This is a genomic window from Hydrogenophaga sp. L99, from assembly GCF_058731905.1.
The window spans coordinates 1,533,911-1,558,687 of the sequence record NZ_CM178972.1 but is presented as its reverse complement, the minus strand read 5'-3'; the positions used below and the strand labels follow the sequence as shown (position 1 = coordinate 1,558,687).

Annotated in this window: 25 protein-coding genes; 7 read left to right on the top strand and 18 right to left on the bottom strand. The window is 65.2% G+C overall.

Features of this window, described 5'->3' with window-relative positions; genetic code table 11:
• Window positions 1–19: 19 nt before the first annotated feature.
• From AC4QBL_RS07355 to AC4QBL_RS07340, 4 genes are read right to left on the bottom strand one after another with little or no spacing between them, the layout of a single operon-like run.
• Complete coding sequence (locus AC4QBL_RS07355) at window positions 20–1,084, bottom strand: phosphotransferase (protein ID WP_472887894.1); 1,065 nt, start codon at window positions 1,082–1,084, stop codon at window positions 20–22.
• Between the two features lie 2 nt (window positions 1,085–1,086).
• Window positions 1,087–1,860: an SDR family oxidoreductase gene (locus AC4QBL_RS07350; protein ID WP_472887893.1), complete on the bottom strand. Its 774-nt coding sequence runs from the start codon at window positions 1,858–1,860 to the stop codon at window positions 1,087–1,089.
• 2 nt (window positions 1,861–1,862) lie between these two features.
• Entirely contained in the window at window positions 1,863–3,041 is a 1,179-nt protein-coding gene (locus AC4QBL_RS07345; protein WP_472887892.1) for an acetyl-CoA C-acyltransferase, read from the bottom strand.
• Between the two features lie 28 nt (window positions 3,042–3,069).
• On the bottom strand, window positions 3,070–5,157 hold the full coding sequence (locus tag AC4QBL_RS07340) for a 3-hydroxyacyl-CoA dehydrogenase NAD-binding domain-containing protein (RefSeq protein ID WP_472907450.1): 2,088 nt from the start codon (window positions 5,155–5,157) through the stop codon (window positions 3,070–3,072).
• A 151-nt stretch (window positions 5,158–5,308) separates the two neighbouring features.
• On the opposite strand from AC4QBL_RS07340, the gene AC4QBL_RS07335 reads away from it, so the two are divergent.
• Together AC4QBL_RS07335 and AC4QBL_RS07330 are read left to right on the top strand one after the other, a co-directional pair.
• Window positions 5,309–7,114, top strand: a complete 1,806-nt coding sequence (locus tag AC4QBL_RS07335) for an acyl-CoA dehydrogenase (protein ID WP_472887890.1) — start codon at window positions 5,309–5,311, stop codon at window positions 7,112–7,114.
• Between the two features lie 148 nt (window positions 7,115–7,262).
• Complete coding sequence (locus AC4QBL_RS07330) at window positions 7,263–7,709, top strand: PaaI family thioesterase (RefSeq protein WP_472887889.1); 447 nt, start codon at window positions 7,263–7,265, stop codon at window positions 7,707–7,709.
• An 18-nt stretch (window positions 7,710–7,727) separates the two neighbouring features.
• On the opposite strand, the gene AC4QBL_RS07325 is transcribed toward AC4QBL_RS07330, so the two are convergent.
• The 7 genes from AC4QBL_RS07325 to AC4QBL_RS07295 all read right to left on the bottom strand — a co-directional run bounded on the left by AC4QBL_RS07325 (window position 7,728) and on the right by AC4QBL_RS07295 (window position 14,805).
• Window positions 7,728–8,471, bottom strand: coding sequence for an IclR family transcriptional regulator (locus AC4QBL_RS07325; RefSeq protein WP_472888003.1), 744 nt, complete (start codon window positions 8,469–8,471; stop codon window positions 7,728–7,730).
• 237 nt (window positions 8,472–8,708) lie between these two features.
• Complete coding sequence (locus AC4QBL_RS07320) at window positions 8,709–9,185, bottom strand: MaoC family dehydratase (RefSeq protein ID WP_472887888.1); 477 nt, start codon at window positions 9,183–9,185, stop codon at window positions 8,709–8,711.
• The gene (locus AC4QBL_RS07315; protein WP_472887887.1) at window positions 9,185–10,117 is read right to left on the bottom strand and encodes an electron transfer flavoprotein subunit alpha/FixB family protein; all 933 of its coding nucleotides are present in this window, start codon (window positions 10,115–10,117) and stop codon (window positions 9,185–9,187) included. Before AC4QBL_RS07315 ends, AC4QBL_RS07320 begins: the two co-directional genes overlap by 1 nt.
• An 11-nt stretch (window positions 10,118–10,128) precedes the next feature.
• Window positions 10,129–10,878 carry an electron transfer flavoprotein subunit beta/FixA family protein gene (locus tag AC4QBL_RS07310; RefSeq protein ID WP_472887886.1) on the bottom strand — a complete coding sequence of 250 codons (750 nt, stop codon included), beginning with the start codon at window positions 10,876–10,878 and terminating at the stop codon, window positions 10,129–10,131.
• A gap of 42 nt (window positions 10,879–10,920) precedes the next feature.
• Window positions 10,921–12,456 (bottom strand): class I adenylate-forming enzyme family protein, encoded by a 1,536-nt coding sequence (locus tag AC4QBL_RS07305; protein WP_472887885.1) that lies wholly within the window; start codon window positions 12,454–12,456, stop codon window positions 10,921–10,923.
• Window positions 12,457–12,468: 12 nt separating this feature from the next.
• Window positions 12,469–13,599: an acyl-CoA dehydrogenase family protein gene (locus tag AC4QBL_RS07300; protein WP_472887884.1), complete on the bottom strand. Its 1,131-nt coding sequence runs from the start codon at window positions 13,597–13,599 to the stop codon at window positions 12,469–12,471.
• Window positions 13,600–13,608: 9 nt separating this feature from the next.
• Window positions 13,609–14,805 carry an acyl-CoA dehydrogenase family protein gene (locus AC4QBL_RS07295; protein ID WP_472887883.1) on the bottom strand — a complete coding sequence of 399 codons (1,197 nt, stop codon included), beginning with the start codon at window positions 14,803–14,805 and terminating at the stop codon, window positions 13,609–13,611.
• 117 nt (window positions 14,806–14,922) lie between these two features.
• Here AC4QBL_RS07295 and AC4QBL_RS07290 point away from each other — a divergent pair, with 117 nt between their 5' ends.
• Window positions 14,923–15,807 carry a LysR family transcriptional regulator gene (locus AC4QBL_RS07290; RefSeq protein WP_472887882.1) on the top strand — a complete coding sequence of 295 codons (885 nt, stop codon included), beginning with the start codon at window positions 14,923–14,925 and terminating at the stop codon, window positions 15,805–15,807.
• 69 nt (window positions 15,808–15,876) lie between these two features.
• On the opposite strand, the gene AC4QBL_RS07285 is transcribed toward AC4QBL_RS07290, so the two are convergent.
• Both AC4QBL_RS07285 and AC4QBL_RS07280 read right to left on the bottom strand, forming a co-directional pair.
• A complete protein-coding gene (locus AC4QBL_RS07285; RefSeq protein WP_472887881.1) occupies window positions 15,877–16,377 on the bottom strand; it encodes a GNAT family N-acetyltransferase in 501 nt (166 codons plus the stop codon).
• Window positions 16,377–16,670: a type II toxin-antitoxin system TacA family antitoxin gene (locus AC4QBL_RS07280; RefSeq protein ID WP_472887880.1), complete on the bottom strand. Its 294-nt coding sequence runs from the start codon at window positions 16,668–16,670 to the stop codon at window positions 16,377–16,379. Before AC4QBL_RS07280 ends, AC4QBL_RS07285 begins: the two co-directional genes overlap by 1 nt.
• 379 nt (window positions 16,671–17,049) lie before the next feature.
• Here AC4QBL_RS07280 and AC4QBL_RS07275 point away from each other — a divergent pair, with 379 nt between their 5' ends.
• The 3 genes from AC4QBL_RS07275 to AC4QBL_RS07265 are packed head-to-tail and all read left to right on the top strand — an operon-like array spanning window position 17,050 to window position 19,666.
• Window positions 17,050–17,271: a hypothetical protein gene (locus AC4QBL_RS07275; RefSeq protein WP_472907449.1), complete on the top strand. Its 222-nt coding sequence runs from the start codon at window positions 17,050–17,052 to the stop codon at window positions 17,269–17,271.
• Between the two features lie 3 nt (window positions 17,272–17,274).
• Window positions 17,275–18,654 (top strand): tRNA adenosine(34) deaminase TadA, encoded by a 1,380-nt coding sequence (gene tadA, locus AC4QBL_RS07270; RefSeq protein ID WP_472901536.1) that lies wholly within the window; start codon window positions 17,275–17,277, stop codon window positions 18,652–18,654.
• Window positions 18,655–18,712: 58 nt separating this feature from the next.
• A complete protein-coding gene (locus AC4QBL_RS07265) occupies window positions 18,713–19,666 on the top strand; it encodes an LD-carboxypeptidase (RefSeq protein WP_472907448.1) in 954 nt (317 codons plus the stop codon).
• A gap of 41 nt (window positions 19,667–19,707) precedes the next feature.
• Here the strand turns inward: AC4QBL_RS07265 and AC4QBL_RS07260 are convergent, their stop codons facing one another.
• Window positions 19,708–20,040 carry a hypothetical protein gene (locus AC4QBL_RS07260; RefSeq protein WP_472901538.1) on the bottom strand — a complete coding sequence of 111 codons (333 nt, stop codon included), beginning with the start codon at window positions 20,038–20,040 and terminating at the stop codon, window positions 19,708–19,710.
• 332 nt (window positions 20,041–20,372) lie between these two features.
• Here AC4QBL_RS07260 and AC4QBL_RS07255 point away from each other — a divergent pair, with 332 nt between their 5' ends.
• Window positions 20,373–21,317, top strand: coding sequence for an FHA domain-containing protein (locus AC4QBL_RS07255; RefSeq protein ID WP_472901297.1), 945 nt, complete (start codon window positions 20,373–20,375; stop codon window positions 21,315–21,317).
• Window positions 21,318–21,348: 31 nt separating this feature from the next.
• Here the strand turns inward: AC4QBL_RS07255 and AC4QBL_RS07250 are convergent, their stop codons facing one another.
• The 4 genes from AC4QBL_RS07250 to AC4QBL_RS07235 are packed head-to-tail and all read right to left on the bottom strand — an operon-like array spanning window position 21,349 to window position 24,776.
• The gene (locus AC4QBL_RS07250) at window positions 21,349–22,149 is read right to left on the bottom strand and encodes an ABC transporter ATP-binding protein (protein ID WP_472907447.1); all 801 of its coding nucleotides are present in this window, start codon (window positions 22,147–22,149) and stop codon (window positions 21,349–21,351) included.
• A 44-nt stretch (window positions 22,150–22,193) separates the two neighbouring features.
• On the bottom strand, window positions 22,194–23,333 hold the full coding sequence (locus tag AC4QBL_RS07245) for a M14 family metallopeptidase (protein WP_472907446.1): 1,140 nt from the start codon (window positions 23,331–23,333) through the stop codon (window positions 22,194–22,196).
• A gap of 30 nt (window positions 23,334–23,363) precedes the next feature.
• Window positions 23,364–24,077, bottom strand: coding sequence for an ABC transporter permease (locus tag AC4QBL_RS07240; protein ID WP_472901294.1), 714 nt, complete (start codon window positions 24,075–24,077; stop codon window positions 23,364–23,366).
• Between the two features lie 12 nt (window positions 24,078–24,089).
• Window positions 24,090–24,776 (bottom strand): ABC transporter permease, encoded by a 687-nt coding sequence (locus tag AC4QBL_RS07235; RefSeq protein WP_472901293.1) that lies wholly within the window; start codon window positions 24,774–24,776, stop codon window positions 24,090–24,092.
• Window position 24,777: the final 1 nt, after the last annotated feature.

Here is a 24,777-nt window from a genome sequence, read left to right as displayed (position 1 = left end):
AAAATAGTGTGAACAGGCCCTAGAGGGTCTGGGCCAGCGCCCAGGCCTGTTCGGCCAGGGGACGGGCGCGCTTGCCGGTTTCCTCCGCGCTGGCGTTGGACGCGTTGCCCAACTGGGCGCGCTTGGCAATGCCCTGCAGGATGCCGACCAGGCGGAACATGTTGAACACCAGGTAGTAGTTCCAGTCGCGCGCGGGGACCGCGGCGCTGCGGCCGGTGCGCATCAGGTAGCTGGCCAGGTAGTGCGCCTCGCTCGGGATGCCCAGGGCCGCGATGTTCACGCCCGCCAACCCGCGAGAGGTCGGTGGCATGCGCCAGCTCATGCAGTGGTAGGCAAAGTCCACCAGGGGATCGCCCAGGGTGGAGAGTTCCCAGTCGAGCACGGCCAGGATGCGCGGCTCGGTGGGGTGGAAGATCACGTTGTCGATCCTGTAGTCGCCGTGCACGATGCGGCTTTCGCCCTCGGGTGGCATGTGCCGGGGCAGCCATTCGATCAGGCGGTCGGCGGCTTCGATGGGTTCTGTCTCGGCGGCCTTGTACTGCCGCGTCCAGCGCGCCACCTGGCGCTCCAGGTAGGCACCGGGGCGGCCATAGTCGGCCAGGCCGACGCTGGCCGGTTGCACCTTGTGCAGGGCGGCCAGCACGCGGTTGAGCTCGTCGAAGATGGCGCCGCGCTCGGCCGGCGTCATGCCCGGCAGGGTCGGGTCCCAGAAGATGCGGCCCTCCACATGGTCCATCACGTAGAAGGCCGAACCGATGACCGCGTCGTCTTCGCACAGCGCGTGGGCGCGCGCCACGGGCACGTCGGTGCCGGCCAGCGCCCGGATGACGCGGAACTCGCGGTCCACCGCGTGGGCCGAGGGCAGCAGCTCGCCCATGGGCTTGCGGCGCAGCACATAGCGCTGCCCGCCGGCCATGAGCAGGAAGGTGGGGTTGGACTGCCCGCCCTTGAACTGCGCCACCGCCATCGGGCCGCTGAAGCCCGGCACGTGGGCCTGCATCCAGCGCGCCAGCGCCGCCTCGTCGAAGGCATGGGCCGGGCTCACCGGCTGGGTGCCGGTGAAGAGGGTCTGGGGTGCGTTCATCGTCAGATGGCCGAGGCGCCGCCGTCCACCGCGATGAACTGGCCAGTGATGTGGCGCGAAGCCTCGCTGGCCAGGAACACGACGGAGCCCATCAGGTCCTCGTCGCCGCCCAGGCGCCTGAGCGGCGTGCGCGCGGTCATGGCCTCGCCGATCGTGTCGAGCAGACCTTCGGACATCTTGGTGGGGAAGAAGCCGGGGCAGATCGCGTTGACGTTGATGTTGTAGCGGCCCCATTCGCTGGCCAGCGCGCGGGTGAAGTTGATGGCGGCCGCCTTGGAGGTGTTGTAGGCCACGGTGTGCACGCCCGGCCCCATGCCCTTGAGGCCGGCGACCGAGGCGATGGTGATGATCTTGCCCCTTTGTCGCGGGATCATGCAGCGCCGCCCCACCTCGCGCGAGAGGAAAAACGGCGCGTTGATGTTCAGGTTCATCACCTTGTGCCAGGCCTCGTCGGGGTAGTCTTCGGCCGGGGCGCCCCAGGTGGCGCCGGCGTTGTTGACCAGGATGTCGATCGGCCCCAGGCCGTGGATCACCTCGTCCACCAGCGCCGGGATGCGCTCGGTTTTCTGCAGGTCGCTCACCATGGTCTGCACCGTGATGCCCAACGTCTCCAGATGCGCCTTCGCTTCGGCCAGTTCGTCGGCCTTGCGCGCGCTGATGGCGACCTTGCAGCCCATCTCGCCCAGGGCCTGGGCCATCTGCAGGCCCAGGCCGCGCGAACCACCGGTGACCAGGGCGACCTGGCCGTCGAGTCGGAAGAGTTGTTCGACGCCCATGGTCAGCACACCTCGAACAGGCCGGCCGCACCCTGACCGCCGCCGATGCACATGGTCACCACCACGTACTTCGCGCCGCGGCGCTTGCCTTCGATCAGCGCGTGGCCGGTCAGCCGCGCGCCGCTCACGCCATAAGGGTGGCCGACCGCGATGGCGCCGCCGTTGACGTTGAGCAGTTCGTCGGGAATGCCCAGCTTGTCGCGGCTGTAGAGCACCTGGCAGGCAAAGGCCTCGTTGAGTTCCCATAGGCCAATGTCCTCGACCTTCAGGCCGGCGCGCTGCAGCAGGCGCGGCACCGCGAACACCGGGCCAATGCCCATTTCGTCGGGCTCGCAGCCGGCCACCGCGAAGCCGCGGAAGATGCCCAGCGGCTGCAGGCCCAGTTGTTCCGCGCGCTTGCCGTTCATGACCACGCAGGCCGAGGCCCCGTCCGAGAACTGGCTGGCGTTGCCGGCCGTGACCACACCACCGGGCAGGGCGGCGCGGATCTTCTGCACCGCCTCCAGCGTGGTGTCGGCGCGGATGCCTTCGTCGCTGTCGATGGTCACCTCTTTGGTGGAGATGCGGCCACTGGCCTTGTCCACCACGCCCATGACGGTGGTCATGGGCACGATCTCGTCCTTGAATTTGCCGGCCGCCTGCGCGGCGGCGGCGCGCTGCTGGCTGCGCACACCGTATTCGTCTTGCGCGAGCTTGCTGATGCCGTAGCGCTGGGACACGGTCTCGGCCGTCTGCAGCATGCTCCAGTACAGCTCGGGCTTGTGTTCGACCAGCCAGGGGTCGCGTCGCATGTGGGCGTTGGACTCGTTCTGCACGCAGCTGATGCTCTCCACGCCACCGGCCACGATGGCCGGGCAGCCTTCGACCATCACGCGCTGCGCGGCCATGGCGATGGTCTGCAGGCCCGACGAGCAGAAGCGGTTGACCGTCATGCCGCCGACGGTGACGGGCAGGCCGGCGCGCAGCGCAACGGCACGCGCGATGTTGCCGCCGGTGGTGCCTTCACCGAAGGTGCCGCCCATGATGCAGTCTTCGATTTCGCCCGGGTCGATGCCCGCGCGCTGCACCGCGTGCTGCACGGCGTGGCCGCCCAGCGTGGCGCCATAGGTCATGTTGAAAGCGCCCTTCCAGCTCTTGGCCAGTCCGGTGCGCGCGGTGGAAACGATCACGGCGTCGATCATGTGGGTCTTCCTTGTGGGGTTCGGTTCATCAGGCGAAGGCTCGGCCTTCTTCGGCCAGCCGGCGCAGCAGCGGGGCAGGTTGCCACCAGTCGAAGGCGCCGGGCTCGGCGGCAAAGCCATTCAGCGCGCGCTCCACGTTGAACAGGCCCACCTCGTTGGCGTAGCACATGGGGCCACCACGGTGCGCCGGGAAGCCGTAGCCGTTGAGGTAAACCAGGTCCACGTCGGAGGCGCGCACCGCGATGCCTTCGTCCAGGATGCGCGCCGCCTCGTTGACCATGGCGAACACACAGCGCTGAACGATCTCCTCGTCGCTGACCTTGCGGGCGGTCACGCCCTTGGTCTTGCGGTACTCGGCCACCAGTTCCTCGACCAGCGGATCGGGCAGGGCGTCGCGCACACCGGGCGCGTAGCGGTACCAGCCGGCGCCGGTCTTCTGGCCGAAGCGGCCGAGTTCGCACAGCTTGTCGGCCACGGTGGGCTCGTGCGGCACGCCGGCTTCGGCCGCCTTGCGCTTGCGCGTGGCCCAGCCAATGTCCAGGCCCGCCAGGTCGCCCATGCGGAACGGCCCCATGGCGAAGCCAAAGCGCTCCAAAGCCTTGTCGATCTGCTGTGGCGAGGCGCCGGCCACGATCAGCGCGTTGGCTGCGGCGCCGTAGCGCGCCACCATGCGGTTGCCGATGAAACCGTCGCACACGCCCGAGACCACCGAGACCTTGCGGATCTGCTTGCCCAGGGCCAGCGCGGTGGCCATCACGTCCTTGGCGGTTTTTTCACCGCGCACGATCTCCAGCAGCTTCATCACGTTGGCCGGGCTGAAGAAGTGCAGGCCCAGCACGTCCTGCGGGCGGCTGGTGAAGCTGGCTATTCTGTTGATGTCCAGGTAGGAGGTGTTGGAAGCCAGGATCGCACCGGGCTTGCACACCGCATCGAGCTGGCGGAAGACCTTCTCTTTCACGTCCATCTGCTCGAACACCGCCTCGATCACGAGGTCCACGTCGCTGAACCCGGCGTAGTCCAGCGTCGGTGTGATCAGGCCCATGCGCTGCTCCACCTGTTCGGCGGTGAGCTTGCCGCGCTTGGCGCTGTTGTCGTAGTTGCGGCGGATGGTGGCCAGGCCCCGGTCCAGCGCTTCCTGGCTGGTTTCCAGCAGCACCACCGGCAGGCCGGCGTTGAGGAAGTTCATGGTGATGCCGCCCCCCATGGTGCCTGCGCCGATGACGCCCACCCGGGCGATGGGGCGCAGTGGCGTGTCGGCCGGGATGTCGGGCAGCTTGCCGGCAGCGCGTTCGGCGGCGAACACATGGCGCGCGGCGCGCGATTCGGGCGTGTTCATCAGCGCGAAGAAGGCGGCGCGCTCGCGCCTGAGACCTTCGTCAAAAGGTTGGGTCACGCTGTCCGCCACGGCTTCCACACAGGCCAGCGGCGCGGGCAGACCCTTGGCGGCGGCCTTCACGCTGTTGCGCGCGAACTGCAGGAAAGCGTCGGTGCCGGCGGTCGGCAACTTCAGGTCGCGCAGGCGGCGCAGCGGCTTGCCGTCTGTCACGGCCTGCCGGGCGAATGCCACGGCGGCGGCGACCACATCGGCATCCACCACCTGGTCCAGCAGGGCTGTGCCTTCGAAGCTGGCGGCCTTCTGCGGTGCACCCGAGACGATCATGTTCAACGCGGCCTCCAGGCCGACGGCGCGCGGCAGGCGCTGTGTGCCGCCGGCGCCGGGCAGGAGGCCCAGCTTGACCTCGGGCAGGCCCAGGGTGGCGTTTTTGAGCGCCACGCGGAAGTGGCAGCCCAGCGCCAGTTCCAGCCCGCCGCCCAGGGCGTGGCCGGCGATGGCGGCCACCACCGGCTTGCCGGCGTTTTCCAGCGCACGGATCACGTCCGGCAGGTGGGGCGACATGGACGACTTGGCCGTGCCGAACTCGCGCACGTCGGCGCCGCCGGAAAACAGCTTTTCGCCGCCAGTCAGCACGATGGCGGTGACGGCCGGGTCGGCCAGGGCGCGGTCGAGCCCGGCCACGATGCCGCTGCGCAGCGCGTGGCCCAGGCCGTTGACGGGCGGGTTCTGCAGGGTGAGCACGGCCACCGTGCCTTGCTGGGTGTAGTCCACCGGGTTCATGGATGTCTCCGTTGTGGGAAAGAAAAAGAAAAAGTGCGCAAGGCGCCGGGGCTGGATTGCCCCGGACCTAGGGATTACCATGATCTGCAGTGCAGAACACAGTTTCAAAACGAAGCGGATAATAGCGACAAACGATGGCCTGAACAATCCCATGCACGACGATCTGATTCCCCGACGCGACATCCAATTCCAGCTTTACGAGGTGCTGGATGCCCAAGGCCTGCTGCAACGCCCACGCTACGCCGAACACAGCCGCGAGACCTTCGACGCCGTGCTGGACACCGCCACGCTCATCGCCGCCGACCTGTTCGCGCCCCACGCCCGCCTGGGTGACGAGCAGGAACCGCAGGTGGTGGACGGCAAGGTGGTGTTGCCCGAGGGCGTGCAGGCCGCGGTGCGCGCGTACTGCGAGGCGGGGTTCCTTTCGGCCAGCGCCGACGAGGCGGCCGGGGGCATGCAACTGCCGGTGCTGGTGACGCAGGCCTGCCTGTCGGTGTTCCGCAGCGCCAACGTGGCCACCACCTCGTATGTGGGTCTCACGGCGTCCAACGCCAACGTGATCGAGAAATTCGGGAGCCCGGTGCAGCGGGCGCGCTACCTGCAGGCGCTGCGCAGCGGCCGCTTCTTTGGCACCATGGCGCTGACCGAGCCGCAGGCCGGCTCCAGCCTGAGCGACCTGCGCACCAGCGCCACCCCGCGCAGCGATGGCAGCTACCTCATCAAGGGCCAGAAGATCTTCATCTCCGGTGGCGACCACGAGCTGAGCGAGAACATCGTGCACCTGGTGCTGGCCCGGCTGCCCGACGCGCCACCGGGCGTCAAGGGCATCTCGCTGTTCACCGTGCCCAAGTTCCACACCGACGAGCAAGGCCGCGTGGGCGCACGCAACGACGTGGCGCTGGCCGGGCTGATCCACAAATGCGGCTGGCGCGGCACCACCTCGACCATGCTGTCCTTCGGCGAACAGGACGCCTGCGTGGGCGAGCTGGTGGGCCGGCCCCACGAAGGCCTGGCCTGCATGTTCCACATGATGAACGAGGCCCGCATCGGCGTCGGCATGGGCGCCATCATGCTGGGCTACCGCGGTTACCTGGCCTCGCTGCGCTATGCGCGCGAGCGGGTGCAGGGCCGGGCGCCGTCGAACAAGGACCCGCTGTCGCCGCCGCTGCCGCTGGTGGCGCACGCCGATGTGCGGCGCATGCTGCTGGCGCAGAAAAGTTATGTCGAAGGCGCCTACGGCCTGGCGCTGTACGCGGCCCGGCTGGTGGACGAACAGCGCACCGAATCCGATCCGCAGCGCCTGCAGGAAGTGGCGCTGCTGCTGGAGCTGCTGACGCCGGTGGTCAAGTCCTGGCCCTCGCAGTGGTGCCTGGAAGCGAACTCGCTGGCAATCCAGATTCTGGGCGGCTACGGGTACACGCGCGAATTCCCGGTGGAGCAGTACTGGCGCGACAACCGGCTGAACATGATCCACGAAGGCACGCACGGCATCCAGGCGCTGGACTTGCTGGGCCGCAAGGTGGTGATGAAAGACGGCGCCGCGCTGGCGGCGATGCACCGCGTGGTGACTGCCAACATCGCCGAGGCCCTGGAGCAGCCGCCGCTGGTGCCGCTGGCCCAAGCGCTGCAGACGGCCTGGCAGGACGTGAGCGACTCGGTACAGGCCCTGCGCGTGCCGCTGCAGACCGACGGCGAGGCCGTGCTGGCCAATGCCCACCTGTTTCTCGAAGCCTTCGGCCACACGCTGCTGGCCTGGACCTGGCTGCGCCAGGCCACCGTGGCGCAGCAGGCGCTGTCGCGTGGCACCGACACCGACGCTGACGAGTCCTTCTACCGCGGCAAGCTTCAGGCCGCACAGTGGTTCTTCCGCTGGGAACTGCCCAAGGTCGCGCCCCAGCTGGCGCTGCTGCGCACGCTGGACGACAGCCACCGCGCCATGCAGGACGCATGGTTTTGAAAATGGTGAAACACCCCCCCGCGCCGCTTCGCGTCACCCCCCTCCAGGGGGGCGGCACTGGCCGGCCGGCAAAGCCGGCCCGGCGGTGCCTCTGGGTGGCGTGGTTTTTTGCGTCGTGGGTGGCGCTCCGACACCATGGAAAACTGACATGAACGACATCAGCGTGCCCGAAGGCTTCCGGCCCCATGTCTACGGCGGTGCCTCGTACTTTCAGACCCTGGGCGACCTGTACGTGCGCGAGCGGCCCGACGGTCTGCTGGTGCTGGGGCTGCGCCTGCTGCCGCAGCACTGCAACCGGCTCGGCATACCCCACGGTGGCATGCTGGCCACGCTGGCCGACGGTGCGCTGGGCATCAACCTGCACCGCGCGCGCCGCCACAGCCCGACCATGGTGACGGTCAACCTGAGCCTGGACTACCTCGCGGCCGCCCGGGTGGGCGAATGGCTGGAAGCGCATGTGACGCCGCGCCGATTGGGCAAGCAGCTGGCGTTTGGCGACTGCGTGCTGCGCGTGGGTGAGCGCGAGGTGTTGCGGGCCACGGGCATTTTTTCCGCTGTGGCGCGGGTGCGCCCGGTGCTCGAAACGGACGGCTGAGCACCGCCGTACGCTGCTTCAGCGCGGCAGCGCGTCTTCGATCGAGCGCACCACTTCCAGCAGGCGCGGCCGCACTTCCTGCAACAGGAATTCGGGCGAGAGGTTGTACGACGGGCCGCCCACGTTGACCGCCATGAGCGGCAGGCCGTTGCCCGGGTCAAAGGCGCGGGCGATGCCGTTGACCTCCTTGTTCCAGTCGCCGAAGGAGCAGGTCACGCCCAGCGTGCGGTAGTCCTCCAGCGCCTTGTTCACGCCGGCCTGGATCCCGGGCCAGGCCAGGTGGTCGAGTTCGCGGATCTGTTCCAACGCCTCCTCGCGCTCGGTGGCGGACACCGAGGCCAGCCAGGCACGCCCCATGGCCGAGGCCGCCAGCGGCATGCGCGAACCCACATCCAGCGTGAGCGTGAGTGCGGCGCTGCTGCGGCAGTTCTCCACATAAATCATCGAGAGCTTGTCGCGTACGCCCAGTGAGACCGAGGCGCCGGAAAAATTGGCCAGCTCCTGCATCATGGGCCGCGCGATCTTGCGCACGTCCAGGCGCGTGAGCAGCGCGCTGCCCAGCGCCAGGCAGGCGGTGCCCAGGCGGTAGCGCCCGCTTTCTTCGACATGGATCAGGTAGCCCAGCTTGGTCAGCGTCATGGTCAGGCGCGAGACCGTGGACTTGGGCAGCTTGCAGCGCACCGCCAGCTCCTGGTTGCTCAGCGTGGCTTCGCCGGTGCGAAAGCAGGCCAGCACTTCCAGCCCGCGCGCCAGGGCGGTCACGAAGTGGCGGTCTTCCTTGGGCTTTCGCGCCGGGGTGGGGCGCCTGGGGCGCTCTGCCGGCTTGCTGTCGCCCGCCGCGGACGCCGCCGTTTGCGGGCTGCTGGGGTCTGCGCTCAAAATGGAACTCCGTTCTGCAAAACGAGACATCACTGTACCCGGATTGTCGAGAGTTCCCGTGGGGGTATTCTTCAGGGTATACCAGAGCGCACCCGGTGCTCCGTCCCTGCGTGCGGCCGCTCAGGTGTAGCGGCGCGACACCATCTCGGCCACGCAGGCCGGTTTGCTGCTGCCCTCGACCTCCACCAGCGCCTGCCAGATGACCTGGGCACCGCCGTCGGGCAGCGCTTCGACCGACTGCAGCGTGAAACGCGCGCGGATGCGGTCGTCCACCCGCACCGGCGCCATGAATCGCACCCGGTTGAGCCCGTAGTTCACCGCCATGCGGGTGCCGTGCACCGTGATGCAGCCTTGCGAGAGGCCCGGCAGCAGGGACAGCGTCAGGTAGCCGTGCGCGATGGTCGTGCCGTAGGGCGATTCACGGCGCGCGCGCTCGGCGTCGATGTGGATCCACTGCAGGTCGCCGGTGACCTCGGCAAAACGGTTGATCCGATCCTGGGTGACGGGCAGCCAGTCGCTGACGGCGAGTTCCTCGCCCACGCGCGCGGTCAGCGCGTCCAGGCTTTCGGTCTCGAAGGTCTGCTTGCCGGAGTCCATCACAGCGCCTTGATCAGCTCCGGCACCGCCGTGAACAGATCGGCTTCCAGCCCGTAGTCGGCCACCGAGAAGATCGGCGCCTCAGGGTCCTTGTTGATCGCCACGATCACCTTCGAATCCTTCATGCCGGCCAGGTGCTGGATGGCGCCCGAGATGCCGCAGGCCACATACAGCTGCGGCGCCACGATCTTGCCCGTCTGGCCCACCTGCCAGTCGTTCGGCGCGTAGCCCGCATCGACCGCGGCGCGACTCGCGCCCAGCGCGGCACCGAGCTTGTCGGCCAGCGGCGTCATGACTTCGTTGAACTTCTCGCTGCTGCCCAGCGCGCGACCACCGGAGACGATGATCTTGGCGGCGGTGAGTTCGGGGCGGTCGCTCTTGGCGATCTCGCTGCCGAGGAATGTGCTCTTGCCGCTGTCGGCCTGCGCTGCCTGGGTTTCCACGGCGGCGCTGCCACCGGTGGCGGCGGCCGGATCAAAGCCCGTGGTGCGCACGGTGATGACCTTGGTGGCATCGATGCTCTGCACGGTGGCCATCGCATTGCCGGCGTAGATCGGGCGCTCGAAGGTGTCGGCGGCGATCACCTTGGTGATGTCGCTGATCTGGCCCACGTCGAGCTTGGCGGCGACGCGCGGGGCGATGTTCTTGCCGCTGGCGGTGGCGGGGAACAGGATGTGGCTGTAGTTCGAAGCGATGGCCAGCACCTGCGCGGCCATGTTCTCGGCCAGGCCGTGCGCCAGGTACTCGGCGTCGGCGTGGATGACTTTGGAGACACCGGCGATCTGGGCAGCGGCAGCAGCGGCACCGGCAGCGTTGTGGCCGGCGATCAGCACATGCACCTCACCTCCGCACTGGGCGGCGGCGGCGACGGTGTTGAGCGTGGCGCCCTTGATGGAGGCGTTGTCGTGTTCGGCAATGACGAGTGCGGTCATGTTCTTGTTCCTCAGATCACTTTGGCTTCGAGCTTGAGTTTTTCGACGAGCGCCGCGACGTCCGGCACCTTGATGCCGGCGCCGCGCTTCGGGGGCTCGCTGACCTTGAGCGTCTTGATGCGCGGGCTCACATCCACCCCGAGGTCTTCGGGCTTGACGGTGTCGAGCTGCTTCTTCTTGGCCTTCATGATGTTGGGCAGCGTCACATAGCGCGGCTCGTTCAGGCGCAGGTCGGTGGTGACGATGGCCGGCAGGGTGAGGCTCAGGGTTTCCAGGCCACCGTCGACTTCGCGGGTCACCTGGACCTTGCCGTCCACCACCTCGACCTTGGAGGCGAAGGTGCCTTGCGGCAGGTCGGCCAGCGCAGCGAGCATCTGGCCGGTCTGGTTGCAGTCGTCGTCAATCGCCTGCTTGCCCAGGATCACGAGGCCGGGCTGTTCCTTGTCCATCAGCGCCTTGAGCAGCTTGGCCACGGCCAGCGGCTGCAGTTCTTCGGCCGTTTCCACCAGGATGGCGCGGTCGGCGCCGATGGCCATGGCGGTGCGCAGGGTCTCCTGGCACTGCGTGACGCCGCAGGAGACGGCGATCACCTCGGTGACGACACCCTTCTCCTTCAGGCGCACGGCTTCTTCGACCGCGATTTCGTCAAACGGGTTCATGCTCATCTTGACGTTGGCCATGTCCATGCCGGACTGGTCGGCCTTGACGCGCACCTTGACGTTGTAGTCCACCACGCGTTTGACGGGGACGAGGATTTTCATGAGGGCTCCTGTGGGAAGTGAGGAAATCGGCGCCGAACGGCTTCAGCGCACGGGTGTGTTGAGGCGCTCGCGCAGTTCACGCTTGAGCACCTTGCCGATGGCGCTGCGCGGCAGTTCGTCGATGAACTGCAACGCGGCCAGGCGCTGGGTCTTGCCCGAGCGCTCGTTGTGCCAAGCGATCAGTGCGGCTTCGTCGGTTGCATCGCCAGCGCGGCGCACCACAAAGGCCACCGGCGTCTCGCCCCACTGTTCGGACGCCACGCCGACCACGGCTGCGTCGTCCACGGCCGGGTGCTGGCGCAGCAAGGCTTCGAGATCGCTCGGGTAGAGGTTGAAGCCGCCGCTGATGATCATGTCCTTGCGGCGGTCCATCAGCACCAGGAAACCGTCTTCGTCGAAGCGGCCGACGTCGCCGGTGCGGATGAAGCGCTGGCCGCTGGCGTCGAACCACTCGACTTCGCGCGTCTTCTCAGGCTGGTGGTGGTAGCCGGCCATCATCGCGCCCGAACGGCCGACCACCTCGCCGGTGCTGCCTGGCGGCAGTTCGCGCCCGTCTTCGTCGATCAGGCGGATGTCGTGGCCCGGTGCGGGCTGGCCCACGGTGTGCAGTTTGTCTGGGTGTTCGTGCGCGTTGAGGATGCAGGTGCCGCCGCCTTCGGTCATGCCGTAGAACTCGACCAGGCCGCCGGGCCAGCGCGCCAGCACGTCGGCCTTGAGGTCGGCACGGAACGGCGCGCTGGTGCAGAACTTCATCTGGAAGGCGCGCAGGTCGAAGCGTCCGAAGTCCGGCACGGCCATGAGGCGCTGGTACTGCACCGGAACCAGCATGGTGTGGGTGATGCGCCGTTCTTCGGCCAGGGCCAGGTAGCGCGTGGCGTCGAACTTCGGCATCAGGTGCACGCAGCCGCCAAACGCCAGCGTGGGGAAGAACACCACCAGCGTGGTATTGGAGTACAGCGGCGTGGACAGCAAGGTCTGCGTCTGCGCGCTGTAGCCGTAGCGTGCGCCGCGGCACACGTGTTGCCAGCGCATGCCGTGCGACTGCACGATGCCTTTGGGCGTGCCCGTTGTGCCCGACGAATAGATGATGTTGAACGGCGCTTCGGGTGGCAGGTCCACCGCCTGCGGCGTATAGCCGGGGGGCGCCAGCCAGTCGTCGAAGCCTGGCGCCGCGCTGCCGTCGAGCCACACCACCGAAGCCTGACCGGGCAACAGTTCGCGCGCGGCGGTGTCGGCAAACACGCGCTGCGCCTGTGCGTCGTCGAGCATTTGCGCCAGGCTCTCGCGTGTGACCGACGGCGCCAGCGGCGCCACCACCACGCCCGCGCGCAGCGCGCCCAGGTAGAGCGCGGCATAACGCACCGAACTGGCAGCGCAGATGCCAATGGCGTCACCCGGCCGCACGCCGTCGCGCTGCAGCGCCGCGGCCACCCGGTCCATCAGCGCGTCGAGCTCGCGCCAGTTCAGGGTCTGCACGTCGTCGCGCAGGGCGGCGTCACCGGGTCGTTCTTGCGCGTGTTCGCGCACCAGCGCAGCGATGGTGAGGAAGGGCGTTTCGTCGGTGATGGGGCGGGGCATGGAGGCACGCGGTCAGTGGCTACCCAGCGCAATGTAGCGCGCCAGGTGGTGGTCTTCGTCCCCGAGCTGGTGGTCGATCATCACCAGGCGCTTGGCGTAGTGCGCCATGGGCAGTTCCCAGGTCATGCCGATGCCGCCGTGCAGCTGGATGCTTTCTTCGGCCACCAGGGTGCCGATGCGGCCGATGCTGTACTTGGCGGCCGACAGCGCGCGTTCGCGCGTGACGCGATCGGCGCCCATGGCGGCTGCGGCGTTGATCACCGCAGAGCGGGCCTGCTCGATCTCCAGCAGCACGTCGGCCATGCGGTGCTGCAGCGCCTGGAAGCTGCCGATGGGCACGCCGAACTGCTTGCGTGTGCGCAGGTAGTCCAGCGTGTGCTGCCGGGTCACGTCCATCGCGCCCACAGCTTCGGCGCACAGCGCCAGCAGGCCCCAGCCCACAGCCTGCTCCAGCACGGCCAGACCCTGACCTTCGGCGCCCAGCCGGGCGGTGGCGGGCAGCTGCACCTGGTTGAACACCAGCTCGGCCACGCGGCCGCCGTCAACCCGGCCGTAGCCCTGGTGGGCGATGCCCGCAGTGTCGGCCGGCACCAGGAACAGGGAGATGCCGGCCTCGTCGTCCACCGCGCCGCTGCTGCGGGCGCTGACCAGCAACAAGCCCGCGGTGTCGCCGTGCAACACCACGCCCTTGCGGCCATCGAGCCGGTAGCCATCGGCGGTCCGGGTGGCCTGCAGGCCCACGTGCGCCAGTTCGTAGTGGCCCCCGGCCTCGTCGTGCGCCAGGGTCGCCACCGTGCTGCCGTCCAGGATGCCGCCGAGCCGGGCCTTCTGGGCGTCGGTGCCGGCGGCCACGATCGCGCGGCCCACCACCAGCGCGCCCAGAAAGGGTTCGATCACCAGGCCCTTGCCCAGGCTCTCGAACACAACGGCGACATCAAAGCCCTCGCCGCCGAAGCCACCCACGACTTCAGGAAACAGCGCGCCGATGGCGCCCAGCCCGGCCAGGCCGTTCCAGACCTCGGCGCTGTAGCCGGTGGCCGATGCCGCAGCGGCGTGGCGCGCTTCGATGGGGTACTGCTCGGACAGGAAGCGGTCCAGGGTGTCGGCGAGCATGCGCCGGTCTTCGGTGTGTTCAAAGTTCATGGTCGTGCCTCACAGTCCGAGGATCATCTTGGAGATGATGTTTTTCTGGATTTCGTTGGAGCCGCCGAAGATCGACAGCTTGCGGTAGTTGAAGTACTGGGCCGCGGCGGCCCGGGCTTCGTCGGGACCCGACCAGGGCCCGTCGTAGCCAACGTGCAGGGCTTCTTCAACGAAGGGCAGGGCGTAGGGCCCCATGGCGCGGCGCATCAGCGCGAGCAGTTCCTGGCGGATCTCGGTGCCGCGGATCTTGAGCATGGAGCTTTCCGCCCCCGGCACACCGCCGCCGGCCACGGCGGCGATCACGCGCAGGTTGGTGGTCTTCATGTTCTCCAGGTCGATCTCCACCTTGGCCAGCCGGGCGGCGAACATCGGGTCCTGCAGCAGCGGCATGCCCTTGTGCAACACGCGAGACGCCACCGCCTTGAGCTTCTCCAGCCCCGCCACCGAAAAACCCACGCCGGCAATGTTTGTGCGCTCGTAGGTCAGCAGGTACTTGGCGCAGGTCCAGCCCTTGTTTTCTTCGCCGACCAGGTTCTCGATCGGCACCTTCACGTCGGTGAAGAACACCTCGTTGACTTCGTGCTCGCCGTCCAGCGTGATGATGGGCCGCACCTCGACGCCGGGGCTGTTCATGTCCACCAGCAGGAAGCTGATGCCCTCTTGCTTCTTGGCTTCGCGGTTGGTGCGCACCAGACAGAAGATCATGTTGGCGTGCTGGCCCAGCGTGGTCCAGGTCTTCTGCCCGTTGACGATGTAGTGGTCGCCCTCGCGCACGGCGGTGGTCTTCACGCCCGCCAGGTCGGAGCCCGCGCCCGGCTCCGAATAGCCCTGGCACCACCAGTCTTCGCCGCTCAGGATGCGCGGCAGCCAATGGCGCTTCTGCGCCTCGTTGCCGTACTTGATCAGCACCGGGCCCAGCATGCCGACACCAAAAGGCACGATGCGGGGCGTGTGGGCCAGCGCGCATTCGAGCTCGAAGATGAATTTCTGCACCGCCGTCCAGCCCGGGCCACCGTACTGCTCGGGCCAGTGGTTGGCCAGCCAGCCGCGCTGGTTGAGGATGCCGTGCCATTGCTCCATGTCGGCCTTGCTCAAGTGCTGGCCGTTGCGCACCTGGGACGACAGCCGCTCGGGCAGGTGTTGCTGGAGGAAGCCGCGCACCTCGGTTCGAAAGGCCTCTTCCTCGGGGGTGAAGTTCAGATCCATGCCGTGTCTCCTTCGTTGAAAACGGTTCAACGTTCTGCAATGCAGATTATCAATGGCGGGTTTGTATTGGACAATAGGGTTTTGTGTTGACACACTGTCAAACCAAGCTTGTCAATCATGGACCTCAACGACCTTGCCCTGCTGGTGGAAATCCACGACGCCGGCAACCTAAGCCAGGCAGCGCGGCGCCTGAAGATGACGCGCGCCAACGTCAGCTACCGGCTCGCGCAGTTGGAGCGCGCGGTGGGCGCGCAGCTGTTTCGCCGCACCACGCGCCATGTGGAAGCCACCGAGCTGGGACTGCGCCTCTACCAGCACGGCCTGGCGGTGCGCAACGAACTGCAGGCGGCGCAAGAAACGCTGGCGTCACTGGGCCAGGGCCTGCAGGGCCGGGTGCGGCTGAGCGTGCCCAGCGGCTACGGGCAGATGGTCATGACGCCCTGGCTGATCGCCTTCAAGCGCGAATACCCGGGTGTGGTGCTGGACGTGCTGTTCGAGAACCGGGTGGACGACCTGATGCGTGACGAGGTGGACGTGGCGGTGCGCATCATGGCCGCGCCGCCCGCAACGCTCGTGGCGCGCGACATGGGGCGGGTGCGTTACCTGTGCTGCGCCTCGGCAGGCTATGCGGCCGCGCATGGCCTGCCGCAGAGCCTGGCCCAGCTGCGCCACACGCCGCTGATCACCTCGGGCGTGGTGGGGCGTGAACTGCGCCTGGCCGCCTACCGGGGCGAACAGCGCGAAGAGGTGACGCTGGAACCCACCCTGATCTCGGAGCATTTTCCGTTTCTCCGTGAGGCCGTCCTGGCCGGGTTGGGCGTGGGGCTGGTGCCCGACTACGTGGTGCAGGACGCGGTCGACAGTGGCGCCATCGTGACCGCGCTGGACGATCTGCGACTGAGCATCTTCGGCAACCAGATCTTCATGCTCTACATGCCGAACCGGCACCAGACGCGTTCGGCGCGCGCGCTGATCGACTACTTGCTGGCGCTTGCAGGCTGAAGCGGGGCGCTCGCATGGATGCTTCTACGTCCCTTGCGCAGTTGCCTGGTGCCTCCCAAATCGACAGACTCATCGAATCTGAGCGCGAGCATCTTTCAAGAGGAGCAACAACTGATCTTCACGCAAAGGGGACCCGATGAAGCCGAACCGGGAGTAGAAGCGTGCGGCGTCTTCATCGATCGGGTGGGTCAACAAAGCGCGAATACCGGCGTGCTCTGCGATCAACAAGGCGAGGCGAATGGCCTCCTTGAGCATGCCGACGCCGATGCCTTTGCCCTGGTCCTGCGTGGACACGGCCAGCCTGGCCAGGACGATCACCGGAATCGGGAACTGTCCCATTCCTTTGCGTATGCGGTCGGGTGCGTCGGTGGTGTCAACTTGGCCCACCGTGAGGCTGAAATACCCGACTACCCGATCGTCGGGACCATTCACTGCGACGAACGTCCGGGCTGAGCCGCTGCTGCCGGCCTGGAGCGCGTGCTTCACCAACCATTCGTTGAGCGCCGGCTTGCCACAGTCGAAACCGGCGAGCCGGTGCGATGTGTTGAGCGGGACGGGCGCCCTCGGCATCAACGGGTTTCCCAGGGGTCTCTACGAGAGAACAGGTCGCGCAGACCTTCATTGGGCTGAGCAGGACGGTCCAGCAGCTCCAGCAGCTCCTGGCACTTCGAGCCCGAGGCGACGAACAGGCGTTGATCGAGCAACGTCTGTTCTGCGACCGAATAGGCGCTCTGGAGGATGAAATCGGTCAACGACTTGTGGGCCACCTCGGCAGCGCGACGGATCACCGCCTCTTGCTCAGGTGTGGCGCGAAAGCCGAGTCTGGCCGAACGGCTGTTGGACGTGGAGGCAACGGTAGACATGTGAGGGCCTCGGAGGGATTGTTCATTTTATGTTAGTACAACAGGCGTACAAAGTCAAATAAACGGCAAGAGAGATCGTGATACCGTCAGGTCACTCTTGCATACCGTCATCGCCTTCGGGAGCGAGCTCCTGATACCGTCATTGCGTTACAAACATGCCACTTTCGCATTCCAATCGCTGCCGCAAACCATCAATGACCAAGATCGAAAGCAAAGAGCCCTGGGACGGGCTCTCGTACGGTGACGGTAAATCTGTCGGTATCGGGCCCGTTCGCACCCTGCAAACAGGGCGCTTTTTCCTCTGTGCCGCGACCGGCTGTTGACAATTGAGTGGGAATGAGTCAGACCGCTACCGTTGGCTAGAACTAGGCTGTTGATTGTGCGAGCTTTGCTGAGCGTCCTTGCGTTGTTGCTGAGTTTGTGGCTCGTGATGACCTTGGTGCAGCGCCAGTTGAGCGGTGTAACGCCAACTTCTGAAGGGCCTGCCAAAGCGCCAGCACAGGCGCCACAGCAGATCCAGCAGCGGTACCAAGATGCCCTGGATGAAGCGATGAAGCAGATCCAGCGCAAACTGGACGGCGACGTCGAGTCCGGACGCTGAGACATGAGTGCCAGCGACGAAATTTTCATGCGCGCAGCGCTCGCGGAGGCGCGAGAAGCGGCCGAAAACGGCGAAGTGCCGGTTGGCGCCGTGGTGGTGCGAGCCGGTGAAATCATCGCGCGCGGGCGCAACAACCCGCTGGCCACCCACGACCCGACCGCACACGCCGAAATTGTGGCGCTGAGGATGGCGGCACAAGCGCTGGGCAACTACCGCTTGGACGATTGCGATCTTTACGTGACGCTGGAACCCTGCGCCATGTGCAGCGGAGCGATGTTGCATGCCCGGTTGCGACGGGTGGTGTTTGGTGCAGCCGACCCCAAAACCGGCGCAGCGGGTTCGGTGCTTAATCTGTTTAGCGAGCGTCGGCTCAATCACCAGACAGCGGTGCAGGGCGGTGTTCTGGCGCGAGCGTGCGGGGAGTTGTTGAGCGGTTTTTTTAGGACGCGGCGCGAAGTCAGCAAGCGCGAAAGCCACCCGCTGCGTGAAGATGCACTGCGCACACCGGATGAGCGATTTGCAGCGTTGCCAGACTACCCGTGGGCTCCAAACTACCTGAGCGATCTGCCTTCACTCGCCGGCTTGCGGCTGCACTACCTGGACGAAGGCCCGCGCGATGCCGCGCGCACCTGGCTTTGCCTGCACGGCAACCCAGCCTGGAGCTACCTGTACCGCAAGATGCTTCCGGTTTTTACAGCTGCAGGTGACCGGGTGATCGCGCCCGATTTGATCGGCTTTGGCAAGAGTGACAAACCCAAGAAGGCCGCCAACCACAGCTTCAGTTGGCACCGCCAGGTGCTGCTGGAGTTGATCGAACGACTGGACCTGCGCAACGGGGTGCTGGTGGCGCAAGATTGGGGTGGCTTGCTGGGGTTGACGTTGCCGATGGATGCGCCAGGGCGTTTCACTGGCTTGCTGGTAATGAACACCATGCTGGCCACGGGTGACACGCTCTTGTCGCCCGGATTCTTGGCGTGGCGCAAGATGTGCAACGACAAACCCGCCTTTGATGTCGCCAGTCTTTTTGCACGTGGCAACCCGCACCTGAGCGCCGCAGAATGCGCCGCCTACAGCGCACCGTTTCCGGACCAGGGGCACCGAGCCGCCTTGCGGGCTTTTCCGGGTCTGGTTCCTGAGCACCCGCAAGACGACGGGGCCAGCCTGTCAAGGCGTGCCCGTTCATTCTGGCAAAGCGACTGGCAAGGTCGAAGCCTCATGGTGATTGGCCAGCAAGACCCGGTGTTGGGCGAGTCTGTGATGCGCGAGCTGCATCGCCTCATTCGCCATTGTCCAGAACCCGTGCTACTGCCCCAGGCCGGACATTTCGTGCCAGAACACGGCGAAACCATTGCCCAGATGGCCACAGCCCACTTCGAGCGCTGACATCCGGCCAAGCTGGCCTTTCCGGGATAATGGCGGTCTTTGCCTGCCGCCCGATCCCATGAGCCACATCTACATCTATTCACCCTCCAGTGCCGTGCGAGACAAGGCTGCTTTTCGCCGGGGGGTGGCCCGGCTCCGAGCGCTCGGGCACGATGTTGAAATTGATGAAGCTGCGCTGAGCAGCCATCAGCGGTTCGCTGGCGACGACGAGACGCGCCTGGCCGCTATCGGCCGTGCGGCGACCAGCGCTGCTGACGTGGCGCTGATCTCACGGGGCGGCTATGGCCTCACGCGGCTGCTCGATGCGCTGCCCTACAAGCCGCTGGCCAAGGCCATTGAAAGAGGCACCCAATTTGTGGGCTTGAGTGATTTCACGGCATTGCAATGCGCGCTGTATGCGAAAACTGGCGCCATTACCTGGGCGGGCCCCGCCTTGGGGGAAGACTTCGGCGCTGAGGTGGGCACGGACGACATCATGGAAGCCTGCTTTGACGATCTGTTGTGCGGCCACGGCGAGGGCTCTGGCTGGCGATTGCCCAGCAGCGACGTCCCAGCGTTGGCAGCACTGCAGCAACAACAGGGCAAAACCGTTGCCCAAGATGGACCTGAATTGCGTGTGCGCAAAGCCACGCTGTGGGGCGGCAACCTGACCGTGCTGTGCTCACTGGTTGGCACGCCGTTTTTACCTGCCACCAAAGGTGGGGTTTTGTTTCTGGAAGATGTGAACGAACACCCCTACCGCATTGAGCGACAGCTCACCCAATTGCTGCACGCGGGCATCATTGGGCAACAAAAAGCGGTGTTGTTGGGGTCGTTCAACCGCTACCAGCCGAGCCCTCATGACAAAGGGTTCAAGCTTCAGACGGTGGTCAATTGGCTGCGCTCAAAAACCAAGACACCCGTGTTCACGGGCTTGCCTTTCGGGCATGTGCCCACCAAAGTGATGCTGCCCGTGGGGCAGCAGGTGGAACTGATGGTTCAAGGGCGTGACGCCCTGTTGTATTGGGGGTGACCGCTTGGTCACGTTGGCCGCCAACGCGCCAGCATGCGTGATCAGCGGCGCAGGCGGCAGGAATCGATCAGGCTTTTGGGAAGCAAGCCGCGAAACACAGGGGATAGGCTCTGTACCGTGTCGACAGCTTTGGCTTCACCATGCAACTGGCTCAGCACCGCCATCATTTCTGATCGCGCAAACCAGAGCCCGTGTGCATCGCCCAGGTAGTTCAAGCGGCGTGTCAGCTGCGGGCTGATCAGGGCACCTTCTTCGCCTAAAGCAGCCAGCATGGCCCTTCGTATCGGCTCAAGGGCTTCTGGCGAGTCTTTGCGCACTTCAGACCCCAGCAGGGCAGAAATGCTGTTTCGAATACCGGGTTTGAACCAGCGCATGGCAACGACCTCAACGACTTTATGTTTGTAAATCTAGATTACGCCAACACATCGGTGGTCGGCAATAGTGAGTTCCACTGGGAAAGCCAAAAAACAACACTGAAATCATGTGCTTACGCGCAGCTCCTGAGAAAGTGGCTTGGCATTGTTAATCCCTCTTTCATAAAATGATGCGGGTGAAGGTTTGGATGGCTGGTTGCAAGGGTGCTTTGCTTTGGCGGAAGGGCCGTTGGTTTCTGCATCGCGGGTGCCGGCGCGAAAATGGCGACGAGCCATGTGTCGATTGGGTTCGCAACACTGTGTTGTAATCCACAGCGCATCACCTTTGAAATATGGCCGAACTGACAATTGCCTTCGTAGATTTGACCGGTAGCGTGTCTGTGTTTGAAACACTGGGCAACGACCGTGCGACGAAAGCGGTCACGAAGCTGACGCAGTGGATTGGCTCCGTGGGTCTGGAAAACGGCGGCAAAGTCGTCAAGATGCTGGGTGACGGCGTCTTGCTGTCATTCAGCAACAACCGCCACGCGGTCGAAACCATCATTCAGATACAGCAAGAGCACTCGAAGCGGGTGGCGCAGTGGCCCAACCGCCTGAAACTCATGATGCAGATTGGCATGGCCCGCGGCCAGGTGGTGCAAATTGACGGAGATTGTTTTGGCGATGCGGTGAATGTGGCCTCCCGTCTGAGCGATCTGGCCGGACCCGAGCAGATTCTGGTCACCGACCAGGTGATTCGCAAACTGGGTGTGCGCCATGGTGTGCGCAGCCGCACCCTCGGTCCCATGCGCATCAAGGGCAGGGCAGAGCCCTGTGAGGTGTTTCGGATCGAATGGCAGCCTGAAATGCTGTCGGAGTTTTTGACCTTGCCCTCCGACCTTCATCAACTGGGCGTGACCGCAGAATCGGTCTTTGGTGGCATTGAACTGGAGTGGCTGGACGCCAGCCGCACGTTCAACTTGACCGATCTGCCACTGAAGATCGGCCGAGTTCCAGAAGCCGACTTCGTGATCAACGACCCCCGCGTTTCGCGCCTGCACGCCAGTATCGACATCCGCTCAGGAAACTACGTGCTGGAAGACATCAGCAGCTACGGCACCTGGGTCCGCTTTGAGGGTGCAGAAAATGCAATTGCCTTGAGACGCCAGGAATGTTTGCTGCACAGCAACGGTGAAATCGCGATGGGCGCACCGTTCTCGGACTTCAGTGCGCCGACCGTGAGCTTCAAGCTGGTCGACGGCAGTCTGACGCTCGGTCGAAGTTTGATACAGGCCTGAACGGCACCGGTGAATTGACGGAGCGGGGGGACTACTTGAGGTTGCCCGACAGGAACTGCGCCAGGCGCTCACTCTTGGGACGTGCCAAAACTTCAGCAGGACGACCTTGTTCTTCAATCTTGCCCTGGTGCAGAAAGATGAGGTGCGAAGACACCTCACGCGCAAAGCCCATTTCGTGCGTCACCACCACCATGGTGCGCCCTTCCTCCGCCAGCAGCTTCATCACACGCAAGACCTCGCCCACCAACTCGGGGTCAAGGGCGCTGGTCGGTTCGTCAAACAGCATCACCGCGGGTTCGACAGCCAGCGCGCGCGCGATGGCCACGCGCTGCTGCTGCCCACCGCTCATGTGGGCTGGATAGCGGTCTTCGACGCCGCGAAGGCCTACCCGATCCAGATAGCGCCGAGCGGTTTCCACGGCTTTGTCGCGCGGGATTCCCAGCACGTTGACCGGCGCTTCAATGACGTTCTCGAGCACCGTCATGTGCGCCCAAAGGTTGAAGTGCTGGAACACCATGGCCAGCTTGGTGCGCAGACGCTGCAGTTGGGCTGCATCCACAGCTTGCAGTTCACCGAGGCGGTCGGCTTTGAGTCGCAGCTCTTCGCCGGCCAGCACAATGCGCCCGGAGTTGGGCTTTTCCAGCAGGTTGATACAGCGCAACAGGGTGCTTTTGCCCGATCCAGAGCTACCAATCAGACTGATCACGTCGCCCGCACGCGCCTGGAGCGACACGCCTTTGAGCACTTCGTTCGATCCAAACCGCTTGTGAATATTCTCAACCTCCAAGAGCGGACTGGCGGCGGATGGGGGCGCAATGTCAACAGGATTCATATCCAACAAGGTCTCGCGTAGATAGGGGAGGGTCTTCGCAGCGGTCAGGCACCCAGCAAATCACCGGAGCGGAAGGGTGTGCTGCCAGCGATTTTTCCCACCTCTCCACCGGCGACGATGTACCGCTCTTTGACCGTGGCATACAGCACGCCAGCGACATCCGCACACACCGCATGGACGCGGGAAGCGTCAGGGGCCGTCGGGTCAATCACTTCGGCCACCACGTCGCCCACTGCCATCATTTGCCCGGGTTGCGCCAGGAAAACCAGCACACCTGGCACTGGGGAACGCAGGGTTTGGGAGCCTGCAAGGGGTGTGGCTACACAAGGCAGGGGAGGTAAGGCTCTTCGATCCGACGTTTGCAACACACCAAGGTGTCCAAGGTAGGCCATCAGGGCTTCGGCATCCCGCATGGCGTGTGGATGGCTCACGTCGGACTCGCCGCGCAGTTCCACCGTGGTGCTGGCGCAGCCCTGTGGCAGCGGGACGGACAGGCCTGCGGCCTTCAAGTGATCGGACAGTTGCCACCACAGCCCTGACAGGCGCTCGTCAAACGGACCGCCACCCGATTCACGCGCCAGCAACACGGCCTGACAGCCCAGCAAGCGCGCCAGTGGCTCCAGGGATGGCCAGCAAGCTTCTTCGCTGTACAGGTGCAGGGTCGCTTCCCAATCGCAATGCAGGTCGATGACCACGTCGGCATCATGAGACAGCAACAACAATTGACGTCGCAAGCTGTCCAGCTCGGTCAGGGGTTGCCATGCATTCAGCCAGGCGGCGACGCTCTGGCGGACCGTGCTGACGTTGACCGAGGCGTCGGCACCCAGTTTGTCTTTCACGTCATCGAGCACGGCCAGGGCCAGATCGGGATAGTGGCGGTTGAAGTTTTGTGCCGTGTCCAGTTCAAACCGACCCATCGCTTTGTGATCGAGTCTCTGAGCCAGACCAATCGGGTTGGCCGCCGGCACCAGCACCACCTGACCTAGCAAGAGGCCTTCGCGTTCGGCTGCTTCGAGGTGCCAGCGCAAGTGATGCGCCACCAGCATGCCTGGCAACTCTTCTGCGTGCAGGCTGGCCTGCACGTACACCTTGGGTCTTGCTCTGGATGGCCCAAACTGAAAGCTCACCAGGGTTTTCTGGCTACCCAGGCTGGGACTCAACAGGGGGTGTTCGGTGCGGTGCATGGAGTCAGGGAAGGCGATCGGTCCGCGGCGTCAATGACGACGTGGGGCCAAGTGGGCAAGAAAGCGGCGCTCTGCGAGCCTGAACAGACCTACCAGGCTGAACGTGATGCACAGGTAAATCGCTGCCGCAAACAAATAGGCTTCAAAGGGAAGATAAAAGTCCGAGTAAATGCGGCTGGCAGCGGCGGTCACGTCCAGCATGGCCGGCACCGTGCTTGCCAAACTTGTGCTGTGAAGCATCATCACCACTTCGTTGCTGTAAGCCGGCAACGTGCGTCGCAGGGCGCTGGGCAAGACAATGCGGCGCATGGCCTGCACGCGACTCATGCCCATGGCCTGTGCCGCTTCGATCTCTCCAGCGGCCGTTTCCCGAATGGCACCCGCCAGCATTTCAGCGGTGTAGCCTGCCGTGTTGAGGCTGAACGCCAGCAGGGCGCAGAAAAAGGGTTCTTTGAAATGGGTCCACGGCCATACGTCGTCCCAGCGGGTCTGGATCCACTCCAGTTGGGCGAGTCCGTAGTAGATCAGGTAGACCTGAATCAGCAGCGGCGTGCCGCGAATCACATAGGTGTAGACACCGACTAAAGCCCGCAACGGTGCAATGGAACTGGTGAGCGCAAGGGCAAAAAACACCGCGAGCACAGCGCCCACACCGAGGGAAGACAGCAGCAGCGTGAGCGTGGTCACAACCCCTTCGCCGTAAAGGGCCAAGGTATCGGGCTCAAAGATGACTTGCCATTTCATGTGCGCATCACCTCACACATGGCCGCGTTTCACACCCATGCTAAAGCGGCGCTCCAGCTTGCGCAGCGCCCAAAGGGACACCGATGTGTAAACAAGAAACAGACCTGCGGCAAAAAGAAAAAACGTGAACGGCTCGCGCGTGGCCGAGCTGGCCTGCTTGGCAAGGTAGGTCATTTCCTGCAAACCGATCAGGCTGATCAAGGCGGTTGCCTTGATCAGTACCAGCCAATTGTTGGTGAAGCCGGGCAGGGCATAGCGCACCATCTGGGGTGCGGTGATGCGCAAAAACGTGCGCAATGGGCCCATGCCAAAGGCCCAGGCGGCTTCCATTTGTCCTTTGGGTATTGACAAGATGGCCCCGCGGAAGGTTTCGGTCATGTACGCGCCGTAGATAAATCCAATGGTCAGTACACCGGCCAAGAACGGATTGATGTCCACCGTCGCCTTGCTCCCCAAAGCCTCCAAAAGGTTGTTGAGACCAATGGTGCCGCCGTAAAAGATCAGCAGCATCAGCACCAGCTCGGGCACCCCGCGCACCAGTGTGGTGTAAAGCGTGGCCAGCGCCACCAGCACCGGACGACCCGAGAGCTTGGCAGCTGCCCCGACCAGGCCCAGCAAGACCGCAAACACCAGCGCGGCCAACGAGACGCCCACCGTGAGGAGGGCGCCCTGCAGGATGGACGCGTAGTAGCCGCTCAAA